21 protein-coding genes are annotated in these 21,074 nt (G+C 70.0%); 16 read left to right on the forward strand and 5 right to left on the reverse strand.

Annotated elements, in window-relative coordinates:
• Position 1: 1 nt before the first annotated feature.
• On the forward strand, positions 2-1,195 hold the full coding sequence (locus ACFY12_RS15450) for an RtcB family protein (RefSeq protein WP_390716308.1): 1,194 nt from the start codon (positions 2-4) through the stop codon (positions 1,193-1,195).
• A 64-nt stretch (positions 1,196-1,259) separates the two neighbouring features.
• Here ACFY12_RS15450 and ACFY12_RS15455 read toward each other — a convergent pair whose 3' ends face one another.
• Positions 1,260-2,018: an SDR family NAD(P)-dependent oxidoreductase gene (locus ACFY12_RS15455; protein ID WP_390716309.1), complete on the reverse strand. Its 759-nt coding sequence runs from the start codon at positions 2,016-2,018 to the stop codon at positions 1,260-1,262.
• A gap of 183 nt (positions 2,019-2,201) precedes the next feature.
• Here ACFY12_RS15455 and ACFY12_RS15460 point away from each other — a divergent pair, with 183 nt between their 5' ends.
• From ACFY12_RS15460 to ACFY12_RS15470, 3 genes are all read left to right on the forward strand, one after another.
• Entirely contained in the window at positions 2,202-2,945 is a 744-nt protein-coding gene (locus ACFY12_RS15460; RefSeq protein WP_390716310.1) for an AAA family ATPase, read from the forward strand.
• Between the two features lie 159 nt (positions 2,946-3,104).
• Positions 3,105-3,605, forward strand: coding sequence for a cupin domain-containing protein (locus ACFY12_RS15465; RefSeq protein WP_390716311.1), 501 nt, complete (start codon positions 3,105-3,107; stop codon positions 3,603-3,605).
• Positions 3,602-4,510, forward strand: coding sequence for an SDR family NAD(P)-dependent oxidoreductase (locus ACFY12_RS15470; protein WP_390716312.1), 909 nt, complete (start codon positions 3,602-3,604; stop codon positions 4,508-4,510). Before ACFY12_RS15465 ends, ACFY12_RS15470 begins: the two co-directional genes overlap by 4 nt.
• A 158-nt stretch (positions 4,511-4,668) precedes the next feature.
• On the opposite strand, the gene ACFY12_RS15475 is transcribed toward ACFY12_RS15470, so the two are convergent.
• Complete coding sequence (locus tag ACFY12_RS15475) at positions 4,669-5,220, reverse strand: hypothetical protein (protein ID WP_079123999.1); 552 nt, start codon at positions 5,218-5,220, stop codon at positions 4,669-4,671.
• Between the two features lie 321 nt (positions 5,221-5,541).
• On the opposite strand from ACFY12_RS15475, the gene hemL reads away from it, so the two are divergent.
• The 7 genes from hemL to ccsB all read left to right on the forward strand — a co-directional run bounded on the left by hemL (position 5,542) and on the right by ccsB (position 13,729).
• Positions 5,542-6,867, forward strand: a complete 1,326-nt coding sequence (hemL, locus tag ACFY12_RS15480) for a glutamate-1-semialdehyde 2,1-aminomutase (RefSeq protein ID WP_390716313.1) — start codon at positions 5,542-5,544, stop codon at positions 6,865-6,867.
• A 47-nt stretch (positions 6,868-6,914) separates the two neighbouring features.
• Complete coding sequence (locus tag ACFY12_RS15485) at positions 6,915-7,595, forward strand: histidine phosphatase family protein (protein WP_390716790.1); 681 nt, start codon at positions 6,915-6,917, stop codon at positions 7,593-7,595.
• Between the two features lie 230 nt (positions 7,596-7,825).
• Positions 7,826-9,046, forward strand: coding sequence for a hypothetical protein (locus ACFY12_RS15490; RefSeq protein WP_390716791.1), 1,221 nt, complete (start codon positions 7,826-7,828; stop codon positions 9,044-9,046).
• A gap of 273 nt (positions 9,047-9,319) precedes the next feature.
• Positions 9,320-9,946, forward strand: coding sequence for a TlpA family protein disulfide reductase (locus ACFY12_RS15495; RefSeq protein ID WP_390716314.1), 627 nt, complete (start codon positions 9,320-9,322; stop codon positions 9,944-9,946).
• Between the two features lie 4 nt (positions 9,947-9,950).
• Positions 9,951-10,709: a cytochrome c biogenesis CcdA family protein gene (locus ACFY12_RS15500; RefSeq protein ID WP_390716315.1), complete on the forward strand. Its 759-nt coding sequence runs from the start codon at positions 9,951-9,953 to the stop codon at positions 10,707-10,709.
• Between the two features lie 3 nt (positions 10,710-10,712).
• Positions 10,713-12,638, forward strand: a complete 1,926-nt coding sequence (locus ACFY12_RS15505; RefSeq protein ID WP_390716316.1) for a cytochrome c biogenesis protein ResB — start codon at positions 10,713-10,715, stop codon at positions 12,636-12,638.
• Positions 12,635-13,729 (forward strand): c-type cytochrome biogenesis protein CcsB, encoded by a 1,095-nt coding sequence (gene ccsB / locus ACFY12_RS15510; RefSeq protein WP_390716317.1) that lies wholly within the window; start codon positions 12,635-12,637, stop codon positions 13,727-13,729. The genes ACFY12_RS15505 and ccsB overlap by 4 nt, the downstream gene beginning before the upstream one ends.
• 172 nt (positions 13,730-13,901) lie before the next feature.
• On the opposite strand, the gene ACFY12_RS15515 is transcribed toward ccsB, so the two are convergent.
• Complete coding sequence (locus ACFY12_RS15515) at positions 13,902-14,351, reverse strand: PLD nuclease N-terminal domain-containing protein (RefSeq protein WP_390716318.1); 450 nt, start codon at positions 14,349-14,351, stop codon at positions 13,902-13,904.
• An 88-nt stretch (positions 14,352-14,439) separates the two neighbouring features.
• On the opposite strand from ACFY12_RS15515, the gene ACFY12_RS15520 reads away from it, so the two are divergent.
• Complete coding sequence (locus tag ACFY12_RS15520; protein WP_390716319.1) at positions 14,440-15,900, forward strand: menaquinone biosynthesis decarboxylase; 1,461 nt, start codon at positions 14,440-14,442, stop codon at positions 15,898-15,900.
• Positions 15,897-16,799, forward strand: coding sequence for a menaquinone biosynthesis prenyltransferase MqnP (mqnP, locus tag ACFY12_RS15525; protein WP_390716320.1), 903 nt, complete (start codon positions 15,897-15,899; stop codon positions 16,797-16,799). The genes ACFY12_RS15520 and mqnP overlap by 4 nt, the downstream gene beginning before the upstream one ends.
• A gap of 317 nt (positions 16,800-17,116) precedes the next feature.
• Here the strand turns inward: mqnP and ACFY12_RS15530 are convergent, their stop codons facing one another.
• Positions 17,117-17,668 carry a rhomboid family intramembrane serine protease gene (locus ACFY12_RS15530; RefSeq protein WP_390716792.1) on the reverse strand — a complete coding sequence of 184 codons (552 nt, stop codon included), beginning with the start codon at positions 17,666-17,668 and terminating at the stop codon, positions 17,117-17,119.
• Positions 17,669-18,067: 399 nt separating this feature from the next.
• Between ACFY12_RS15530 and ACFY12_RS15535 the strand changes: the two genes are divergently transcribed.
• On the forward strand, positions 18,068-18,736 hold the full coding sequence (locus ACFY12_RS15535; RefSeq protein ID WP_390716793.1) for a UbiX family flavin prenyltransferase: 669 nt from the start codon (positions 18,068-18,070) through the stop codon (positions 18,734-18,736).
• Between the two features lie 117 nt (positions 18,737-18,853).
• On the opposite strand, the gene ACFY12_RS15540 is transcribed toward ACFY12_RS15535, so the two are convergent.
• Positions 18,854-18,988, reverse strand: a complete 135-nt coding sequence (locus ACFY12_RS15540) for a hypothetical protein (protein WP_258527797.1) — start codon at positions 18,986-18,988, stop codon at positions 18,854-18,856.
• Between the two features lie 121 nt (positions 18,989-19,109).
• Here ACFY12_RS15540 and ACFY12_RS15545 point away from each other — a divergent pair, with 121 nt between their 5' ends.
• Together ACFY12_RS15545 and mqnE are read left to right on the forward strand one after the other, a co-directional pair.
• Positions 19,110-19,568 carry an Lrp/AsnC family transcriptional regulator gene (locus ACFY12_RS15545; protein ID WP_390716321.1) on the forward strand — a complete coding sequence of 153 codons (459 nt, stop codon included), beginning with the start codon at positions 19,110-19,112 and terminating at the stop codon, positions 19,566-19,568.
• A gap of 293 nt (positions 19,569-19,861) precedes the next feature.
• Positions 19,862-21,025: an aminofutalosine synthase MqnE gene (gene mqnE, locus ACFY12_RS15550; RefSeq protein ID WP_390716794.1), complete on the forward strand. Its 1,164-nt coding sequence runs from the start codon at positions 19,862-19,864 to the stop codon at positions 21,023-21,025.
• Positions 21,026-21,074: the final 49 nt, after the last annotated feature.

The raw sequence follows: 21,074 nt of genomic DNA on the forward strand, positions 1-21,074 counted from the left end.
TATGTCGTACATCGAGGTGCCCGGCGCGCAGGTGCCGATCCGGATGTGGACGGATCCGGCCACGGTCGAGGACGTCGCGATGCAGCAGCTGCGCAATGTCGCCACCCTGCCGTGGATCGAGGGTCTGGCCGTGATGCCCGATGTGCACTACGGCAAGGGCGCCACGGTCGGCTCGGTGATCGCCATGCGCGGCGCGGTCTGCCCGGCGGCGGTCGGTGTCGACATCGGCTGCGGAATGAGCGCGGTGAAGACCTCGCTCACCGCCAACGACCTGCCCGGAGACCTCTCCCGCCTCCGCTCGAAGATCGAGCAGACGATTCCGGTGGGCCGGGGGATGCACGACGCACCGGTCGATCCGGGCCGGCTGCACGGTGTCCCGACGGCCGGCTGGGAGGACTTCTGGAGGCGGTTCGACGGGGTCGCCGATGCGGTCAAGTTCCGTCACGAGCGCGCCACGAAGCAGATGGGGACGCTCGGGTCCGGGAATCACTTCCATGAGATCTGCCTCGACGACGACCAGTCGGTGTGGATCATGCTGCACTCCGGATCGCGCAACATCGGCAAGGAACTGGCCGAGTACCACATGGGCGTGGCCCAGAAGCTGCCGCAGAACCAGGGGCTGGTCGACCGGGACCTCGCCGTCTTCCTCGCGGACACCCCGCAGATGGCGGCGTACCGGAACGACCTGTTCTGGGCGCAGGAGTACGCGAAGCACAACCGCGAGATCATGATGGCCCTCACCCAGGACGTGATCCGCCGTGAGTTCAAGAAGGCGAAGGTGACCTTCGGCGAGGTCATCTCCTGCCACCACAACTACGTGGCGGAGGAGACGTACGAGGGCATGGACCTGCTGGTGACCCGCAAGGGCGCCATCCGGGCGGGCAGCGGCGAGTACGGCATCATCCCGGGCTCGATGGGCACCGGCTCGTACATCGTCCGGGGCCTGGGGAACGCCGCGTCCTTCAACTCGGCCTCGCACGGCGCCGGCCGCAGGATGAGCCGGAACGCCGCGAAGAAGCGCTTCACCCGGCAGGACCTGGAGGAGCAGACGCGGGGCGTGGAGTGCCGCAAGGACACCGGGGTGATCGACGAGATCCCCGGCGCCTACAAGCCGATCGAGAAGGTCATGGACCAGCAGCGGGACCTGGTGGAGGTCGTCGCCCACCTCAAGCAGGTGGTGTGCGTGAAGGGCTGACGGGCTGACGCCGCCCTTTGTGCGGTCGGCGCTGCTCGGCGGGTGCGGTGGGGCTCTATGGGGCTCAAGTGGTGCGGTGCACCTTGGTGTTGGAGGCCTGGGCGCGGGGGCGGAGCACGAGAAGATCGACGTTGACATGGGCGGGGCGGGTGACGGCCCAGGTGATGGTGTCGGCGACGTCCTCCGCGGTGAGAGGCCGGTCGACGCCTTCGTAGACCTTGGCGGCCTTGTCGATGTCGCCGCGGAAGCGGGTGGTGGCGAACTCCTCGGTCTTGACCATGCCGGGCGCGATCTCCAGGACGCGCACCGGCTCGCCGCACAGTTCGAGGCGGAGGGTCTCGGCGATCACATGCGCGCCGTGCTTGGCGGCGACATAACCGCCGCCGCCCTCGTAGGTGCCGTGCCCGGCGGTTGAGGAGAGGACCACGATGGTGCCGTCCCCGGAGGCGGTGAGGGCGGGCAGCAGCGCCTGCGTCATGTGGAGCACGCCGAGGACGTTGACCTCGTACATCGCGCGCCAGTCGGCGGGGTCGCCGGTGGCGACCGGTTCTGCGCCGAGGGCGCCGCCGGCGTTGTTGACCAGGACGTCGATGGAGGGGCGGTGGCCGAGGGAGGCGGCGAAGGCGTCGACCGCCGCGCGGTCGGTCACGTCGAGTGCATGGGCTTCGGCGTGCGGCAGCTCGGCGGCGAGTGCCTCGATACGGTCCTTGCGGCGGGCGGTGAGGACGACGTGGTAGCCGGCGGCGGCGAGGGAGCGCGCGGTGGCGGCGCCGATACCGCTGCTGGCTCCGGTGACGACGGCGGTGGGGGCCTCGGCGGTCATGGCGCTCTCCTCGGGTGTGTATCCACGATCACTGCTGCGTACTGCTGTACTGCGGTGCCGCTCATGCTGCGGTGCCACTCGTGCTGCGGTGTCACCACGGTGTCACTGCCGTGCCGGCGCGACGGCCAGCGTACCGATCATGTCCCGGCCGAGGCTGTCAGTGGGGTGTGAGAGCTTCGGGGCATGCTGATCGAACGGGCCTATGTGGACCTTCCGGACGGAGAGGGAACGGCCGAGGACGGCTGGCCCTGGACGGTGCCCTGCGTGCGCCGGCTGGCCGATGAAGGGCTGGCGTTCCGGGCGCCGGTGACCTTCCTGGTGGGGGAGAACGGCTCGGGGAAGTCGACACTGGCCGAGGCGCTGGCGGAGGGGTACGGGCTGGACTCGTACGGCGGGTCGGCGGGCTACAAGTACGCCGGCCCCCGGGGGGTGTCCCCGCTGGGTGCCCGGATGCGGTTCGACCCGACCCGCGAGGGGCGCGCGATGGTGCGGGCGCCGCGGGTGCGCCGACGGGGCTTCTTCCTGCGGGCCGAGACGGCGCTGGAGGCGCTGAGCGGCGAGTGCAGGACGGGGCGGATGTCGCAGGATCCGGACGAGATGAGCCATGGGGAGGGCTTTCTGCTGGCCTTCCGGGAGCGGTTCTCCCAGCGGGGGCTGTACGTACTGGACGAGCCGGAGGCGGCGCTGTCGTTCTCCTCCTGTCTTGAACTGATAGGGCTGATGGACGAGTTGGGGCGCAGCGGCGCACAGGTCATCTGCGCCACACACTCCCCGCTGCTGACGGCGCTGCCCGGCGCGGAGATCGTGGAGGTCGGAGAGCACGGGATGCGGCCGGTGGAGTGGGCGGAGCTGGGGCTCGTCGACCACTGGCGGCGCTATCTCAACGACCCCCGGGCGTATCTGCGCCATGTGCTGGCGCCGGGGTGACGGCCGCGGCCGCCGGGCCCATCGGCGTAGGCGGTGGACATGGCTCGAATGTGACCGTCGCGCCGCGCCGTCTCGGTGCCTAGGCTGATGCACGACCGGATCACCGCGCGACAGCAGACCGAAGCGCCATCGACCGCGAGTGGGAGGGTTACCCCACGGATGGACGAGCACCCCCGGGCCCCGGGCCCCGAGGCACTGATCGAGCTGTACGGGCTGGTGCCGCTGCCCCGGGAGGGCGGACGGTTCCGGCAGACCTGGCGGGGGCCGCAGCGTCCCGACGGGCGGCCCGAGGGGACCGCGATACTGATGCTGCTCACCGCCGAGCCGGGCGACTTCTCCGCGCTGCACCGGCTGCCGGCCGACGAGATCTGGCACTTCTACACCGGCGACCCGCTGAGCCTCTTCCTCCTCCCCGAGGACGGCCCGGCCCGTACGGTCGTTCTCGGCCCGGATGTCCTGGGCGGACAGCAGGTGCAGTTCACGGTGCCCGCCGGTACGTGGATGGCCGCCGAGGTCGCCGCCGGCGGAGCCTGGACGCTCTTCGGCTGCACGATGGCGCCCGGATTCACGTACGAGGACTATGAGCACGGGGACGGCGCCGAACTGGCCGCGCGCTTTCCCCAGGAGGCGGCGCGGATCGCGGAGCTGAGCCGGTCATGACAGGGATGCGGACCCCTCATCAGCCCAACACCGGGGATGGGGCGGGGATTTCCAGGGAGCGCGCCGGCTCTACGGACCCCGCCGGCCTTCCGGAGCGCGCCGGGCTGCCCGATCTCAGCGGGCAGGTCGTGCTGGTCACCGGGGCCGCCGGTGGTATCGGCAGCGGGATCGCGCTGCGGTTCGCGGCCGCGGGGGCGGCGGTCGTGGTGCACCACCGTACGGGCATCGAGGCGGCGCGGGCCCTGGTGGCGCGGATCGAGGAGGGCGGCGGGGACGCGTTGGCGCTGCGCGCCGACCTCGCCGTCGAGGAGGAGTGCCACCGCCTGGTGGCCGAGGCGGCCGGCTGGCGCGGCCGGCTGACCGCGCTGGTGAACAACGCAGGGGTGCAGCCGACGCAGGAGCTGGCGACGATGTCGCTCGCCGACTGGCGGGCGGTGGCGGACGTGAATGTGCACTCCGTTTTCGCCTGCACCCAGGCCGCGGTGGCCGTGATGCGGGAACAGGGCGGCCAGGGCGGCCGCGGGCCGTCCTCCCGGCCGGGGGCCGGAGGAGGCTCGGTGACCCATATCGCCTCGATCGAGGCGGACCGGCCCGCGCCGCACCACGCCCACTACTGCGCGTCCAAGGCCGCCGTGGTGATGCACGCGCGCGCGGCGGCGCTGGAGTACGGGCCGTACGGAATCCGCGTCAACAGCGTCTCGCCGGGGCTGATCGCCCGCCCGGGCCTGGCCGAGGACTGGCCGGAGGGGGTGCGGCGCTGGGAGGCCGCGGCGCCGACCGGGCGGCTGGGGCGGCCGGAGGACGTGGGCGATGCCTGTGTGTTCCTCGCTTCACCGATGGCATCCTGGATCACCGGGCACGAGCTCGTCGTGGACGGTGGAGTATCGGCCCGCCCCACGTGGTGAGCGGCCTGCCGCACGGGGTGAGCGGCTCGCCCCATATGGGGAGCGGCCCGCCCCGTGTGGTGAGCAGGCCGCCGATGGCCCCACCTGGTGAGCAGGCCGCCGAACCGTTCCCTCGGCCGTTGCCTCGACAGCGCGCCGGACCCGCTCCCGCTGAACCGTTACGGCCACACCAGGCAGTACGCCTGGTGCCCCGCCTCGTGCAGCCGGTGGCTGAAGTCCTGCCACTCGTGCAGCAGCTGGTACACGGTGAAGGCGTCCCGCGGGCCACCGCGGTCGGGGACGGTGGACCAGATGAAGGCCGCCGCGCCGACCGACTCCTCGCCGACCCCGCGCAGGGGGTCGACCACGGTCATCGGGAGTTTGACGACGGCGTAGTCGGGGTGCAGGACGACGAGCTCCAGCGGGGGGACCTTGTGAAGCGGTATGCCCTCTATACCGGTGAGGACCATCGCGGCCATCGTCTCCGGCTTGATCTTGGAGAACATTCCGCCCATACCGAGCTCGTCACCGCCGAGTTCCTCGGGGCGCATGGAGATCGGGACACGGGCCGCGGTCGCACCGTTGGGGGCGCCGAAATATTTGTACGTCACCCCCATGCGGCCGCCCCTGATGTCCCCGCCTTTGGTTCCCTCGCGCCGGTGACGGCCGCGCTGGGCGCGCCCGGAACCCCGGTCATCGGTTCCTTCGCCCAGTTCGCCACCGCGATGCATATCTCCACCCGACTACTCGCAGCCCCAGCCGCGCAACCCGATCATCGTCTCAGAGACCTCCCCCGTCGCCAGCGCGTGAAACGCCCGGCCGCACGCCCCCGTGCGCCTCTGAGACCATTGCTTGCGTGACTTACTCGTCCGTCGCCCCAGTTTCGCAGACGACTGGGGGCTGACGCCCGGTCGAAAGCGAGAGGAAGCAAAAAAGGATCGAGCGGGAACCGTACGGCCCCCCGAGGGGTCCGAGCGGGGATTCCCGCACGTTGTCAGCCGGGCCGTGTCCGTGCGCCGCCGCCCTCCCCGTTTATGCAGGTCAGGATCGTCGTGTCTTTTCCTTATGAAGCCCCTGTTTCCCAGTCGCTGTTCGAGCGCGCGTCCGCGGTGACGCCGGGCGGCGTCAACTCTCCGGTGCGGGCGTTCCGGGCCGTGGGCGGTACGCCCCGGTTCATGGTGTCCGGTACCGGTCCGTACCTCACCGACGCCGACGGCCGTGAGTATGTCGACCTCGTGTGCTCGTGGGGTCCGATGATCCTCGGCCACGCACACCCCGAGGTGATCGCCGCGGTCCAGGAGGCGGTCGCCCGCGGGACGTCCTTCGGTACGCCCGGCGCGGGCGAGGTCGAGCTGGCCGAGGAGATCGTGGCCCGGGTCGAGCCGGTGGAGCAGGTGCGCCTGGTGTCGTCCGGCACCGAGGCGACGATGTCGGCGATCCGGCTGGCGCGCGGGTTCACCGGCCGGCCGAAGGTGATCAAGTTCGCGGGCTGCTACCACGGGCATGTGGACGCGCTGCTGGCCGCGGCCGGCTCGGGCGTGGCGACGTTCGGTCTGCCCGACACGCCGGGCGTCACGGGCGCACAGGCCGGCGACACGATCGTGCTGCCCTACAACGACCTGGAGGCGGTGCGTGCCGCCTTCGCCGCGCACCCCGGCGAGATCGCCTGTGTGATCACCGAGGCGTCGCCCGGCAACATGGGCGTGGTGCCGCCGCTGCCCGCCGCCGACGGCCGCCCGTCCTTCAACCAGGGACTGAAGGACCTGTGCGCCGAGAACGGCGCGCTCTTCATCTCCGACGAGGTGATGACCGGCTTCCGCGTCAGCAAGTCCGGCTGGTACGGAATCGATGGCGTACGTCCGGATCTGATGACCTTCGGGAAGGTGATGGGCGGCGGCTTCCCGGCCGCGGCCTTCGGCGGCCGCGCCGACGTCATGGCGCATCTGGCCCCGGTCGGCCCGGTCTACCAGGCGGGCACCCTGTCCGGGAACCCGATCGCCACCGCGGCCGGTGTCGCGCAGCTGCGGCTGCTGGACGACGCCGCGTACGAGAAGGTCGACGCGGTCTCCGCCGAGATCCGGGGTCTGGTCGCCGAGGCCCTGACGAAGGAGGGCGTGGCGCACCGCGTCCAGGCCGCGGGCAATATGTTCACGGTCTTCTTCACCGGCACGGACGTCACGAACTACGACCAGGCCAAGGCGCAGGAGACCTTCCGCTTCACCGCCTTCTTCCACTCGATGCTGGCCCAGGGGGTCTACCTCCCGCCGTCCGCCTTCGAGTCGTGGTTCGTCTCCACCGCGCACGACACCCGGGCCGTCGAGCGGATCGCGGCCGCCCTGCCGGCTGCCGCCCGGGCCGCCGCCGAAGCGACGGAATGAGGAGGGGCGACATGAGCAGCGGCATGAATGGCGGCATGAGCAGCGGCATGAGCGGCGAAGACATCACCGTGGTCCATCTGATGCGGCACGGAGAGGTGCACAACCCCGAGGGTGTGCTGTACGGGCGCCGTCCCGGCTACCACCTCTCCGACCTGGGCCGGAAGATGGCCGACCGGGTCGCCGAGCACCTCGCGCAGCGCGACATCACCCATGTCGTCGCCTCGCCCCTGGAGCGCGCGCAGGAGACCGCGGCGCCGATCGCGGACGCGCACGGCCTGGCGCTGGCCACCGACGAGCGGCTGATCGAGGCGGCCAACGTCTTCGAGGGGAAGACCTTCGGGGTCGGCGACGGCGCGCTGAAGAAGCCGGGGAACTGGAAGTACCTGACGAATCCGTTCCGGCCGTCGTGGGGCGAGCCGTACATCGAGCAGGTCGTACGGATGATGGCGGCGCTCGGCGCGGCCCGGGACGCGGCCCGGGGGCACGAGGCGGTGGCGGTCAGCCACCAGCTGCCGATCTGGATCGTGCGCAGCTTCGCGGAGCGGCGGCGGCTGTGGCACGACCCGCGGAAGCGGCAGTGCACGCTGGCTTCGCTGACGTCGTTCACCTTCCACGGCGACAAGATCGTTTCGGTGGGGTACAGCGAACCGGCGCGCGACCTTGTACCCTCCCACCTTCTGGCGGGCGCCAAACCCGTCAAGGGAAAGGCCAAGGCTTTCGGGGCCTGACATTGCCTCATCTGGCGGAGCGTCAACGAGAGCGCCAATGACAACGCCGGCGAGAACGCCCGCGAGAACGCCCGCGAGAACGCCCGCGATGAGCGAAATGACCTGTCCGAGCGCTTGACCCGGAATCCCGCCGGCGCTTGCCCCGGAGTCCCGTCGGCCGACATGCCCTCCCCTCGGTTGTCCGTTTATATGGATATCGAGTTCCGGTGAGTACGGATGGGGACGAGGGCATGCATGCGATAAGCCGGCGGGACCTGCTGGGGATGGGGGCCGGGGCGGCCGTCACCGCACTGGGCATAGCCGGCTGCTCCGCGCCCGGCCCGAACGGCGCGGAGAAGGTGAAGAGTTCGGTCCAGGCCCGCCCCCGGCTCATCGGAGACGGCTCCACCGCGTATTACGGTCCCCAGCCCCACCAGCCGGAAGCACCCGAAAGGCTGGAACCCGGACAGGTCCCTCCGCAGTTCGTGGTCTTCTCCTGGGACGGCGCGGGAGAGGTCGGCAACGGCCTCTTCCCCCGCTTCCTCAAACTCGCCAGGGACCACGGCGCGGCCATGACCTTCTTCCTCTCCGGGCTCTACCTTCTCCCCGAATCCCAGCGGCACCTCTACACCCCGCCGAACAACCCGCCCGGCGCCTCCGCCATCGGCTACCTCAGCGACGACCACATCAGGGAGACCCTGAGCTGCGTCCGCCAGGCCTGGCTCGACGGCCACGAGGTGGGCACCCACTTCAACGGCCACTTCTGCGGCGCCGCCCGCACCTCCGTCAGGCACTGGACACCCCGGCAGTGGCGCTCCGAGATAGACCAGGTGATGGACTTCGTCACCAAGTGGAAGACGCACACCGGCTTCACCGATCTCGCACCGCTCCCCTTCGACTACCGCACGGAATTGGTCGGCAGCCGTACGCCCTGTCTGCTCGGCCAGGAAAACCTGCTGCCCACCGCCAGAGAACTCGGCTGGCGTTATGACGCCAGCTCGCCCGGGGGACTTCAGATGTGGCCCAGGAAAAAGCTGGGTATCTGGGACTACCCGCTCCAGCAGATACCGTTCCCCGGGCACCCCTTCGAGGTGCTCTCGATGGACTACAACATCCTCGCCAATCAGTCGAAGAAATCCACCAAGGCTCCGCCGGACAACTATCCCGGCTGGCGCCGGCAGGCCACCGACGCCTATATCTCCGGATTCCGCCGCGCCTACGAGACCAACCGCGCGCCGTTCTTCATAGGCAACCACTTCGAGCAGTGGAACGGCGGTATCTATATGGACGCCGTCGAGGACGCCTTCTCGCACATCGCCCACGAGCGGAACCGGGATGTCCGGCTGGTGTCCTTCCGGCAGCTCACCGACTGGATGGACGCTCAGGACCCCGAGGTGCTGTACAAGCTCCAGCGCATACCGGTCGGCGAACGCCCCGGCGAAGGCTGGAACGCGTACCTCTCGGCGGCCTGACGCGCCCGCTCCGGAGACGTGGCTCTTCCGCGTTGTCGTCACCGGTGTCCGTGCGGCCTGACGCGCCCGCTCCGGAGACGTCCGCCAAGGTCGTGACCCCCGGTGCCCGGAGGCCCGCCAGGCGTCCCGGGTCCGCCCCCCGGAGGCCCGCCAGGCGGCACCCCGACACGCCGCCCCGGCCGCCCCACCCGCCTGACCTGCCCCTCGGCCCCGGCCTCCGTCACGCCAGGGGGGCAAGGAAGATCGGCGAAAGGCCCATGCGAAACTTTTCACATGAGTGCTGACCGCAGTGCTGACCGCGTCCCCCGCCGTACGCGCCGCCGCCGTCTGGCCCTGCTCGCCGCAGGTGCCGCGGTCGCCTCGCTGACGCTCAGCGCCTGCGGCGACGGCGCCTCCGGCGGCTCGGCCCAGACCAGGTTCGTCCAGGGCGAGAACGGCATCGACACCGTCAAGCCCGCCGACCGGCAGGACGCACCCCACCTGTCCGGCGAGACCACCCGCGGCGAGAAGCTGGACCTCGCCGACTACCAGGGCAAGATCATCATCGTCAATGTCTGGGGCTCCTGGTGCGACCCCTGCATCGCCGAGGCGCCCAACTTCGCCAAGGTCGCGCGCGAGACCAAGGGCAAGGGCGTCCAGTTCATCGGGATCAACACCCGGGACGCCGAGAAGGCGCAGGCCGTCGGCTTCGAGGACGATCACAAGGTGCCCTACCCGAGCCTCTACGACCCCACCGGCGGCCGCCAGATCCTGCGCTTCCCCAAGGGCAGCCTCAACCCGCAGGCCATCCCCTCCACGATCGCCATCGACCGGCACGGCAAGATCGCCGCCCGCTCGCTCGGCCCGCTCACCGAGGACGACCTGCGCACCATGGTCGACCAGCTGGTCGCGGAGAAGTGACGCCGTGATCCAGCTCGCCGTCACGGAGAACCAGACCATCCTCACCGGCACACTCCTGGCCGCCGTACCCATCGCGCTGCTGGCCGGGCTCGTCTCGTTCTTCTCGCCCTGCGTCCTCCCGCTGGTCCCCGGCTACATGTCGTACGTCACCGGCGTCACCGGCACCGACCTCGGCGAAGCCCGCCGCGGCCGGATGCTGGCCGGCGCCACCCTCTTCGTCCTCGGCTTCACCGCCGTCTTCGTCTCCGGCGGCGCGCTCTTCGGGTTCTTCGGCAACACCCTGCAGGAGTACAAGGACGTCATCTCGCGCGTCCTCGGCGCCCTGATGATCCTCCTCGGACTGGCCTTCGCCGGCGTCCTGCGCCGCTTCGGCCAGCGCGAGCTGCGCTTCCACAAGAAACCCGCCGTGGGACTGGCCGGCGCACCGGTGCTCGGGCTGCTCTTCGGCATCGGCTGGACGCCGTGCCTGGGCCCCACCTACGCCGCCGTCAACACCCTCGCCTTCCACGACGCCAGCGCCGGCCGCGGAGCCCTGCTCACCGTGGCGTACTGCCTGGGCCTGGGCCTGCCGTTCATCGCCGTCGCCCTCGCCTTCCGGCGGATGCTCGGCGCGTTCGGCTGGGTCAAACGGCACTACGTATGGGTCATGCGGGCCGGCGGCGGCATGATGGTCGCGCTCGGCATCCTCCTCGTCACCGGCGTCTGGGACAGCCTCATGTCCGAGCTGCAGAGCTGGACGCAAAGCATCACCGTTGGGATCTGACTGATGTCCACCACGACCGACAGCCCCCGCGACCCGGACAACGACGCCTCGGACGCCGGCGCCCCGGGCAGCGGCGGTGCCGCGGACGCCGGCCGTGCCGCGAAGACCGGCGGTGCTGCGAAGACCGGCGGTGCCGCGAAGACCGGCGGTGCTGCGAAGACCGGCCGTGCCGCGAAGACCAGCGGTGCTGCGAAGACCAGCGGTGCTGCGGACGCCGGCGCCCAGGGAAGCGACCTCGGCGCGGCCGGATCCCAGCTCTCCACCGCGCCCAGGGAAGACATCTCCCTCCCCTCGCTCGGCCCCCTCGGCTGGGCCCGCTGGTTCTGGCGGCAGCTCACCTCCATGCGCGTCGCGCTGCTGCTGCTCTTCCTGCTGTCGATCGGCGCCATCCCCGGCTCACTCATCCCCCAGACCGGCATCGACCCGGTCAAGGTCGACGAGTTCAAGGCAGACCACGAGACCCTCGGCGCCCTCTACGACAAGCTGGGGATGTTCCACGTCTACAGCTCGGTGTGGTTCTCGGCGGTCTACCTGCTGCTGTTCATCTCCCTCATCGGCTGCATCGTGCCGCGCACCTGGCAGTTCGCCGGACAGCTCCGCCGCCGCCCGCCGGCCGCCCCGCGCCGCCTCACCCGGCTCCCCGCGTACACCACCTGGCGCACCGACGCCGCCCCCGACGACGTCCTCGCCGCCGCCGAGCGGATGCTGAAGAAGCGCCGCTTCCGCGCCCACCGGGCCGGCACCGCGGTCGCCGCCGAGAAGGGCTACCTGCGCGAGGTCGGCAACCTGGTCTTCCACCTCGCGCTGATCGTGATGCTGGTCGCGTTCGCCGTCGGCAACCTGTGGAAGTCCGAAGGCGGCAAGCTGATCACCGAAGGCGACGGCTTCGCCAACAGCCTCACCCAGTACGACGACTTCAAGTCCGGTGCCTTCTTCGACACCGACACCATGGAGCCCTTCGGCTTCACCCTGCACAAGTTCGCCGCCACCTACGAGCGCACCGGCCCCCAGAAGGGCACCCCGCGCGTCTTCCGCGCCGACATCTCGTACTTCTCCGGAGCCGACGGCAAGGAGCACCGGACCTCGATCGAGGTGAACACCCCCCTCGACATCGCCGACTCCAAGGTCTTCCTGCTCTCGCACGGCTACGCGCCGCGGGTCACCGTCAAGGACGGCCGCGGCAAGACCGTCTACCAGGGCGCGGTGCCCTTCCTCCCGCAGGACAGCAAGAACTTCACCTCGACCGGCGTGGTCAAGGTGCCCGGCGCCAAGACCAAGGACGGCCGGCCCAACCAGCTCGGCTTCCAGGGCTTCTTCATCCCGACATACGGGGGCAAGGGCTCCGGAACGATGTTCTCCCAGTTCCCGGCGCTGGATAACCCCCGCCTCGTGCTGACCGCCTACCACGGCGATCTGGGTCTCGGCTCCGGACTGCCGCAGAACGTCTACCAGCTGAAGATGAAGGGCCTCAAGCAGTACTCGGTCGACGGCCGGGCAGTCGCCCAGATGATGCGGCCCGGCGAGACGATGACGCTGCCCGGCGGCGACGGCAGCATCACCTTCGACGGCGTCAAGCCCTGGGCCAGCTTCAAGATCAGCCACCAGCCCGGCAACGGCTTCGCGCTCACCGGCGCGGTCGCCGCCCTGCTCGGCGTGGCCGGCTCGCTGTTCATCCAGCGGCGCCGGGTCTGGGTCCGGGCGGAGAAGGGCGCCGACGGCGTCACCGTCGTCGAGATGGCCGGCCTCGGCCGCAGCGAGGCCCCGAGACTGCCCGAGGAACTCGCGGACCTCGCGGGGGCTCTGGAGCCCGCCGCGCCGATCGCGCCGGCCGCCGGCCCCGAAACCTCCGAAGACCCCGCGGAGCCCACCGACTCCGACGGTCCCGACTCAGACGGTCCTGCTGACCCCTCCGAAGGAGCGCGCGCGTGAACATCGCTGCCGCAGCCAACGAGACACTGGCGCACAACAGCAATCTGCTGGTCTATTCCGCGATGGCGGTCTATACGCTCGCCTTCGTCGCGCATATGGCCGAGTGGGTGTTCGGCAGCCGCAGCAAGGTCGGCCGCACCGCCGCCGCCCTCACCGCCAACGCCACCGCCGCCGCACCGGCGACCATCACCGTCCGGGGTGCCCAGCAGGGCGGCGGCACGGCCGTACTGGAACGTCCCCAGGTCATCACCAAGACCGCCGCCGGCAGCCGCGACGTCCCCGACGGCCCCGGCGCCGCCGGCGGCACGGAGAAGGGCGACCTCTACGGCCGGATCGCCATCTCCCTGACCGTCCTGGCCTGGGCGCTGCACGTCGGCGGCGTTCTCACCCGCGCCCTGTCCGTACAGCGTGCCCCCTGGGGCAACATGTACGAGTTCTCCACGACCTTCGCCGCCGTCGCGGTCGGCGTCTACCTGGTGCTGCTCACCCTCAAGAAGAACGTCCGCTGGCTCGGCCTCCCCCTGGTCACCACCGTCCTGCTCGACCTGGGCCTCGCCGTCTCCGTTCTCTACACCGCCAGCGACCAGCTCGTCCCGGCCCTGCACTCCTACTGGCTGTGGATCCACGTCAGCTGCGCCATCCTCTCCGGCGCGGTGCTCTACATGGGCGCGGTCGCCACCGTGCTGTTCCTCTTCCGCGACCGCTACGAGGCCAAGCTCGCCGACCCGGCCGGCAAGCAGCCCGGCGCCTTCGCCCGCTCCGTCCTGGAACGGCTGCCCTCCGCCGCGTCCCTGGACAAGTTCGCCTACCGCGTCAACGCCACCGTCTTCCCGCTGTGGACGTTCACCATCATCGCGGGCGCCATCTGGGCCGGGGCCGCCTGGGGCCGCTACTGGGGCTGGGACCCCAAGGAGGTCTGGTCCTTCATCACCTGGGTCGCCTACGCCTGCTACCTGCACGCCCGCGCCACCGCCGGCTGGAAGGGCCGCAAGGCCGCCTGGCTGGGCCTGATCGCCTTCGGCTGCTACCTGTTCAACTACTACGGCGTGAACATCTTTGTGCAGGGCCTGCACTCTTACGCCGGGGTCTAGTACGCGGTCCCGGGGGTCTGGTTACGCGGTCCCGGGGGGGCTGGTACGCGTCCAGTACGGGGGTTTGTACGCCGGCGGGCTGGTACGCCGGGGGCCGGCGCCGGGAACCAGGGGAACTGAGGGAAAACCAGGGGAACTAGGGCCTGTCCGATGGGGCAGGCCCTAGCTGTCGTCAGCTGTCGTCGCGGCTCTCCGGCGCCTCGCCCCGCTTGCGCCGCAACTCCTCCTCGCGCCGCCGCAGATCCGCCTCCCAGTCCTTCAGCAGCGCCTCGTCCTTCTTGTTCCCGTTCCCGTTCCCGTCCTTCCCGTCCTTCTTGCTCTCTTCCGCGAGAGAACGGAGGAACTCGGGATTGTCATCCGGCGCGACCCACTTCCGGCTGCGGCCGCGGCTGCGGTGCCACTCGGAGGGCGTACCGCCGGAGCCGCCCGCCGCGCGCTGCCGCTGCTTGCCCGCCACCAGCCAGGCGACCGGGCCGATCAGCACCTCACCGAAGAGCAGGACGACGATCACCCACACCGCCTTGGGCAGCCCACGCACCTGAGATTCAGGGGTGTTGACGCAGTCGATGAACGCGTAGATCCACAGCGCCAGCACCAAGAGGAACGGCAGATACCTGAGCATTGCGGAACGAGCCCCCTGCGTACGGCGGCGGGCCCTCGACGGGGCCCGGTGACCCGTCCAGGGTAGTCCGTACCGGATACTGGAGCGCATGGCTTACGACGACCTCCGCTCGTTCCTGCGCGCCCTTGAGCGGGACGGCGACCTCAAGCGCATCAAGGCCGAGGTCGACCCGTACCTCGAAGTCGGCGAGATCGTGGACCGGGTGCAGAAGTCCGGCGGCCCGGCGCTGCTCTTCGAGAACGTCAAGGGTTCGGCGATGCCGCTCGCGATGAACGTCTACGGCACCGACCGCCGCCTTCTGAAGGCGCTCGGCCTGGCGTCGTACGAGGAGATCAGCACCAAGATCGGCGGGCTGCTGAAGCCCGAACTGCCGCACGGGTTCGTCGGGATCCGCGAGGCGTTCGGCAAGCTCGCGGGTGTGACGCACGTGCCGCCGAAGAAGGTGAAGGGCGAGAACGCGCCCGTCCAGGAGGTCGTCCTCAAGGGCGACGAGGTCGATCTGGAGAAGCTGCCGGCCCTGTTCACCTGGCCCAAGGACGGCGGCTCCTTCTTCAACCTGGGGCTGACGCACACCAAGCACCCGGAGACCGGCGTACGCAACCTCGGTCTCTACCGCCTGCAGCGCCACGACAAGCGCACCATCGGCATGCACTGGCAGATCCACAAGGACAGCCGCAACCACTACCAGGTCGCCGCCCGGCGCGGGGAGAAGCTGCCGGTCGCCATCGCCTTCGGCTGCCCTCCGGCGGTCACCTACGCCTCCACCGCCCCGCTGCCCGGCGACATCGACGAGTACCTCTTCGCGGGCTTCCTGCAGGGCAAGCGGATCGAGATGGTCGACTGCAAGACCGTCCCGCTACAGGTCCCGGCGAACGCCGAGGTCGTCATCGAAGGCTGGCTGGAACCCGGCGAGATGCTCCCCGAAGGCCCCTTCGGCGACCACACCGGCTTCTACACCCCGCAGGAACCGTTCCCCGCCCTGAAGATCGACTGCGTCACGATGCGCAAGCGTCCGCTGCTCCAGTCGATCGTGGTCGGCCGGCCGCCGACCGAGGACGGGCCCCTCGGCCGCGCGACGGAGCGCTTCTTCCTCCCCCTCCTCAAGATCATCGTCCCTGACATCGTGGACTACCACCTCCCCGAGTCCGGCGGCTTCCACAACTGCGCGATCGTCTCGATCGACAAGAAGTACCCCAAACACGCCCAGAAGGTTATGCACGCCATCTGGGGCGCGCACATGATGTCGCTGACCAAGCTGATCGTGGTCGTCGACGCGGACTGCGACGTCCACGACCTCCACGAGGTCTCCTGGCGCGCGCTCGGCAACACCGACTACGCCCGCGACCTGACCGTCGTCGAAGGCCCCGTCGACCACCTCGACCACGCCTCCTACCAGCAGTTCTGGGGCGGCAAGGCGGGCATCGACGCCACGAAGAAGTGGCCCGAGGAGGGCTACACCAGAGACGGCGGCTGGCCGGACATGGTCGAATCCGACCCGCGAACGGCGGCCCTGGTGGACCGCCGTTGGAAGGAGTACGGCCTCTCATGACCAGCGCCTCCGCAGCCGTCCCGCAACCGGGCCGCACCAAGGCGTTCCTGCGCCTGGTGATGATCGAGCACTCGGTCTTCGCGCTGCCCTTCGCCTACATCGCCTCCCTGACCGCGATGTACGAGTGGGACGAGCACATCCACTGGGCCCGCCTGCTCCTCGTCACCGTCTGCATGGTCGGCCTGCGCACCTTCGCGATGGCCGCGAACCGCATCATCGACCGCGAGATCGACGCCCGTAACCCGCGCACCGCGCACCGCGAACTGGTCACCGGCGCGGTGTCGGTGAAGTCCGCCTGGACCGGCGCCCTCATCGCGCTCGCCGTCTTCCTCGGCGCGGCGGCCCTGCTGAACCCCCTGTGCCTGGCGCTCGCCCCGCTCGCCGTGGTGCCGATGGTGGTCTACCCGTACGGCAAGCGGTTCACGAACTTCCCGCAGGCGATCCTCGGCCTGGCCCAGGCGATCGGCCCGGTCGGCGCCTGGCTCGCGATCAGCGGCTCCTGGTCCTGGCAGGCCGTGATCCTCGGCCTCGCGGTCGGCATCTGGATCGGCGGCTTCGACCTGATCTACGCCTGCCAGGACGTGGAGACGGACCGCGAGATCGGCGTCCGGTCCGTCCCCGCCCGGTTCGGCGTCCCGGCCGCGATCTGGGGGGCGCGTGGCTGCCACCTCGTCACGACGGCCCTGTTCGTCTGGTACGCGCTGGCGACCGGCGCCGGCGCGTTCTTCTGGCTGGGCCTGGTGATCGTGGTGGCCGCGTTCCTGTACGAGCACACGATCGTCAAGCCGCACGACCTGGCCCGCGTCAACCGCGCCTTCTTCCAGGTCAACGGCTTCATCGGCATCGCGCTCTTCGTCTGCGCACTGCTGGATCTGCTGGTGCGGGGGCTTACGGTCTGACGGGGTGACGGCCTGACGGACTCGCGTGAGGGCCTGACGGACTCGGGTGACGGTCTGACTGACCCGGGTGGTGGGCTGACTGGCTCGGTGATGGCTTTTCTGACCCGGTGATGGTCTGGCTTGCGTGGCCCCGGTGATGGGCTGACTGACCCGATGACTGTTGGGCCTGCCTGGTGCCGCCGTGCCTCCTTCCTTTTTACGGCAACGATTACGGAGAGCGATTCATTCCGTAGCGTAGTGAGTTGTTTGCGGTGGGTTAGTGTCCGGCTGGTGGCTGGTGGCTGGTGGCTGGTGGTGGGTTACTAGCTAGTGGTGGGTCAGCGGTGGGTTAGTGGTGCTGGGGTGGCTCGGGGGCGTTCGCGGAGGATGAAGGCGGCCAGTACGCCGCCGATCAGGCCGAAGAGGTGGCCCTGCCAGCTGATGCCGCTGTCGGTGGGCAGTGCGCCCCACAGGATCGAGCCGTACAGGGCTCCGACGGTCAGGCCGATACCGATGTCGAGCAGCTTGCGTTCGATGAAGCCGCGTATCAGGAGATAGCCGAAGAGGCCGAAGACGACACCGGAGGCGCCCGCGGTGTTGCTGTCGGGCGGGGCGGTCAGCCATACGCCCAGGCCGCTGGTGAGGACGATCACGAGGGCGACGGCGAGGAAGCGTCGCACGCCGGTGCGGAGTGCGGCGAGGAAGCCGAGCAGCAGCAACGGCACGGTGTTGGCGGCCAGATGACCGAAGCCGAAGTGCAGGAATGCGGCGGGCACGACATCGACCAGCTCATCGGGGTCGCGCGGCTGTATGCCGAAGGAGTCCAGCGCGCCTCCGGTGACGAAGTCGACGCCCTCCAGCAGCCAGAGCAGCGCCACCCAGCCCAGCATCAGGCAGATCGCGGGTCCGGCCCGTCCTGCCGCGGCCTGTCCCGCCGTCGTCGCCCGTCCTGTCAGTCGTCCTGTCAGTCGTCCTGCCGTGGCCCGTCCCGTGGTCTGCCCTGTCGTCCGTGCTGTCATCTCCGGCCGTCCCTTCCCGTCCCCGGCGTCCCCCGTCCGCCCCCCGTCCAGGCGTGGCGAGGGGCGCATCGTAAGAACGGACGTGAGGGGCTCGGTGGTTCCGCCGGATAGGCTCGATGCGTGGAGCCGCGGCACAACAGCACGAGCAATGACACCGACAACACCACCAGCAACGGCAGCACCGGCGTCGGCAGGGCCAGCGACGGCAAGGCCGGCGACAGCACGGCCGGCGTCGGCGCGCAGGGCCCTGCCCCCCGCCGTCCGTGGGTCGTGGGGATCTCCGGCGCGTCCGGGACGCCGTACGCGGCTTCCGTTGTGCGCGGGCTGCTCGCCGCCGGCGAGGCGGTGGACCTGATCGTCAGCCGGGCGTCGCGGCTGACGCTGCTGGACGAGACCGGGATCGCCTTCCGGGACGCGCACTGGCGCGCCGACCTGCGGGAGTGGCTGGCGCGTGGGGCGGACGGCAAGCCGGCCACGTTCCCGGTGGCAGAGGCGGATCTGGCGCGGGTGCGCTACTGGCCGGCCGGGGATCTGGCGGCCGGACCCTCATCGGGTTCGTATCCGGTGAAGGGGATGCTGATCGTCCCGGCGAGTACGGCGTGTGTGGCCGGGGTGGCGCTCGGGCTGTCGAAGGACCTGCTGCAGCGGGTGGCGAGTGTGACGCTCAAGGAGCGGCGGCCGCTGGTGGTGGCGGTGCGTGAGACTCCGCTGAACGGGCCGACGCTGAGGCATCTGGTCGCGCTGGACGAGGCGGGCGCGGTGGTGCTGCCCGCCTCGCCGGCGTTCTACGCGGGGGCGACGCACATCCAGGATCTGGTGGACTTCGTCGCGGGCCGGGTGCTCGACGCGGCCGAGGTGCCGCACGGGTTGTACCGGCGCTGGGAGGGGGAGCTTCGGGGTGGCTCCAAGGGAGAGAAGGAGGCCCCGGACGTTGCTTAGGTCGTAGCTGGTAGCTGGTAGCTGGTAGCTGGTGGCTCGTGGCTCTCAGCTCGTGGCTCTTCGGGGGCTCAGCGCCGGGCGCTTGGCTCTCAGTGCTGAGCCCTCAGCGCGTGGCGCTCAGCGCTTCTTCGCCGTGGTGGCGCGGCCGAAGCGGCGCCGGGACTGCGGCTGGGCGAGCTTGTGGGCACGTGAACGATTGGCCTGGTCCTGCAGCTCGCGCATGCGGGCGTAGGCCATCTCGATCGAGTACACGGTGACTACTCCTATGAGATCTTCTTTGATCGCTGGAAAGAATCGCAGGGTCTAGGCCCTGTATGCCTTAGATTCTACATGCAAAACTCGAAAATGCGTAAAGATTGGAAGGCTTGAGGGCATGGACGCGGTGGATAGGCAGCTCATCCAGGCACTTCGCGAGAACGGCCGCGCCTCGTACGCGGAGCTCGGCCGGCTCGTGGGCCTTTCCGGGCCCAGCGTCACGGACCGGATCAACCGCCTCGAAGCGGCCGGAGTGATCACCGGCTACCGCGCGACGGTCGACGCCGCCTCGCTCGGCCTCGGCGTCACCGCACTGGTCGGCATCTCCCTCTCGGACGCGGCCGACCACGAGGACGTCGCCCGCCGGCTGCGCGACCTCGCCGAGATCGAGGACTGCTGGTTCATCGCGGGCGACGACTCGTACATGCTCAAGGTGCGGGTGGGCGACGTGGACGGCCTGGAGCGCACCATCCGGCGGCTCTCCGGCACCAAGGGCGTCTCCCGTACGCGCACCACCATCGTGCTCTCCACCAAGTGGGAGAACCGGGTCGGCGAGCTCCCCGACGAGGTCGAATAGGCCCCGACGAGGCCGAAGCCGAACAGGCCCCCACGAAGCCGAACAGGCCCCCACGAGGTCGAGTGGGCCCCCATGAGGTCGAGTGGGCCACGTAGAGCAGGCCACCGGAGCCGGGCGGAACGCGGCGAGCGGACGGGCACACCAAGGGTGCCCGTCCGCTGTCATCAGGGTGCCCCGTCCGCTGTCATTGCGGGGGAGTACGCTCGACGAAGCCGTTACCGGCACAGAAACGGCACGGATCACGGCGGCACGGAGCACGGCAGAGACTGGGAGGCGACCGGATGGCTGCGTCGATGGATGTGGGCCTCAAGCGCGAGCTGGAGGCGAAGGTCCACGCCGGGGAGCGGCTGACCCGCGAGGACGGCATCGCCCTGTACGAGTCCGACGACCTGGCATGGCTCGGCGGCCTCGCCCACGAGGTGCGCACCCGCAAGAACGGCGACGTCGTCCACTTCAACGTCAACCGCCACCTCAACATGACCAATGTGTGCACCGCGTCGTGCGCCTACTGCTCGTTCCAGCGCAAGCCGGGCGAGAAGGACGCGTACACCATGCGCATCGAGGAGGCCGTCCGCCTCGCCAAGGCCATGGAGAGCGACAACCTCACCGAGCTGCACATCGTCAACGGGCTCCACCCCACGCTGCCCTGGCGCTACTACCCCCGGTCGCTGAAGGCCCTCAAGGAGGCGCTGCCGAACGTCTCCCTGAAGGCGTTCACCGCCACCGAGATCCAGCACTTCGAGAAGATCTCCGGGCTTCCCGCCTCCGAGATCCTCGACGAGCTGATCGACGCCGGTCTCGAATCGCTGACCGGCGGCGGCGCGGAGATCTTCGACTGGGAGGTCCGCCAGCACATCGTCGACCACGACACCCACTGGGAGGACTGGTCGCGCATCCACCGCCTCGCCCACGAGAAGGGCCTCAAGGGTCCGTGCACGATGCTGTACGGGCACATCGAGGAGCCCCGCCACCGCGTCGACCATGTCCTGCGGCTGCGCGAACTCCAGGACGAGACCGGCGGCTTCCACGTCTTCATCCCGCTGCGCTACCAGCACGACTTCGTGGACATGAAGGACGGCAAAGTCCGCAACCGCCTTCAGGCGCGTACGAGCATGGCCACCGGCGCCGAGGCGCTGAAGGTCTTCGCGGTCTCCCGCCTCCTCTTCGACAACGTCCCGCACGTCAAGTGCTTCTGGGTGATGCACGGTGTGCAGACCACCCAGCTCGCGCTGCAGCACGGCGCGGACGACATGGACGGCTCGGTCGTCGAGTACAAGATCACGCATGACGCGGACAACTTCGGTACGCCGAACAAGCTCAGCCGTGAGGATCTGCTGGAGCTGATCCGTGACGCCGGCTTCCGCCCGGTCGAGCGCAACACGCGTTACGAGGTCATCCGCGAGTACCCGGGCCCGGATTCCGAGCGGCGCGAGTCGCCTCAGCCGATGCGCGTCTGAGACGGTCTCCGAGCCGGTCGGTCCGGACGCGTCCCGGGGCCCGGAAGAT

It is taken from the genome of Streptomyces sp. NPDC001339 (genome assembly GCF_042895955.1).
Classification (GTDB): Bacteria; Actinomycetota; Actinomycetes; order Streptomycetales; family Streptomycetaceae; genus Streptomyces.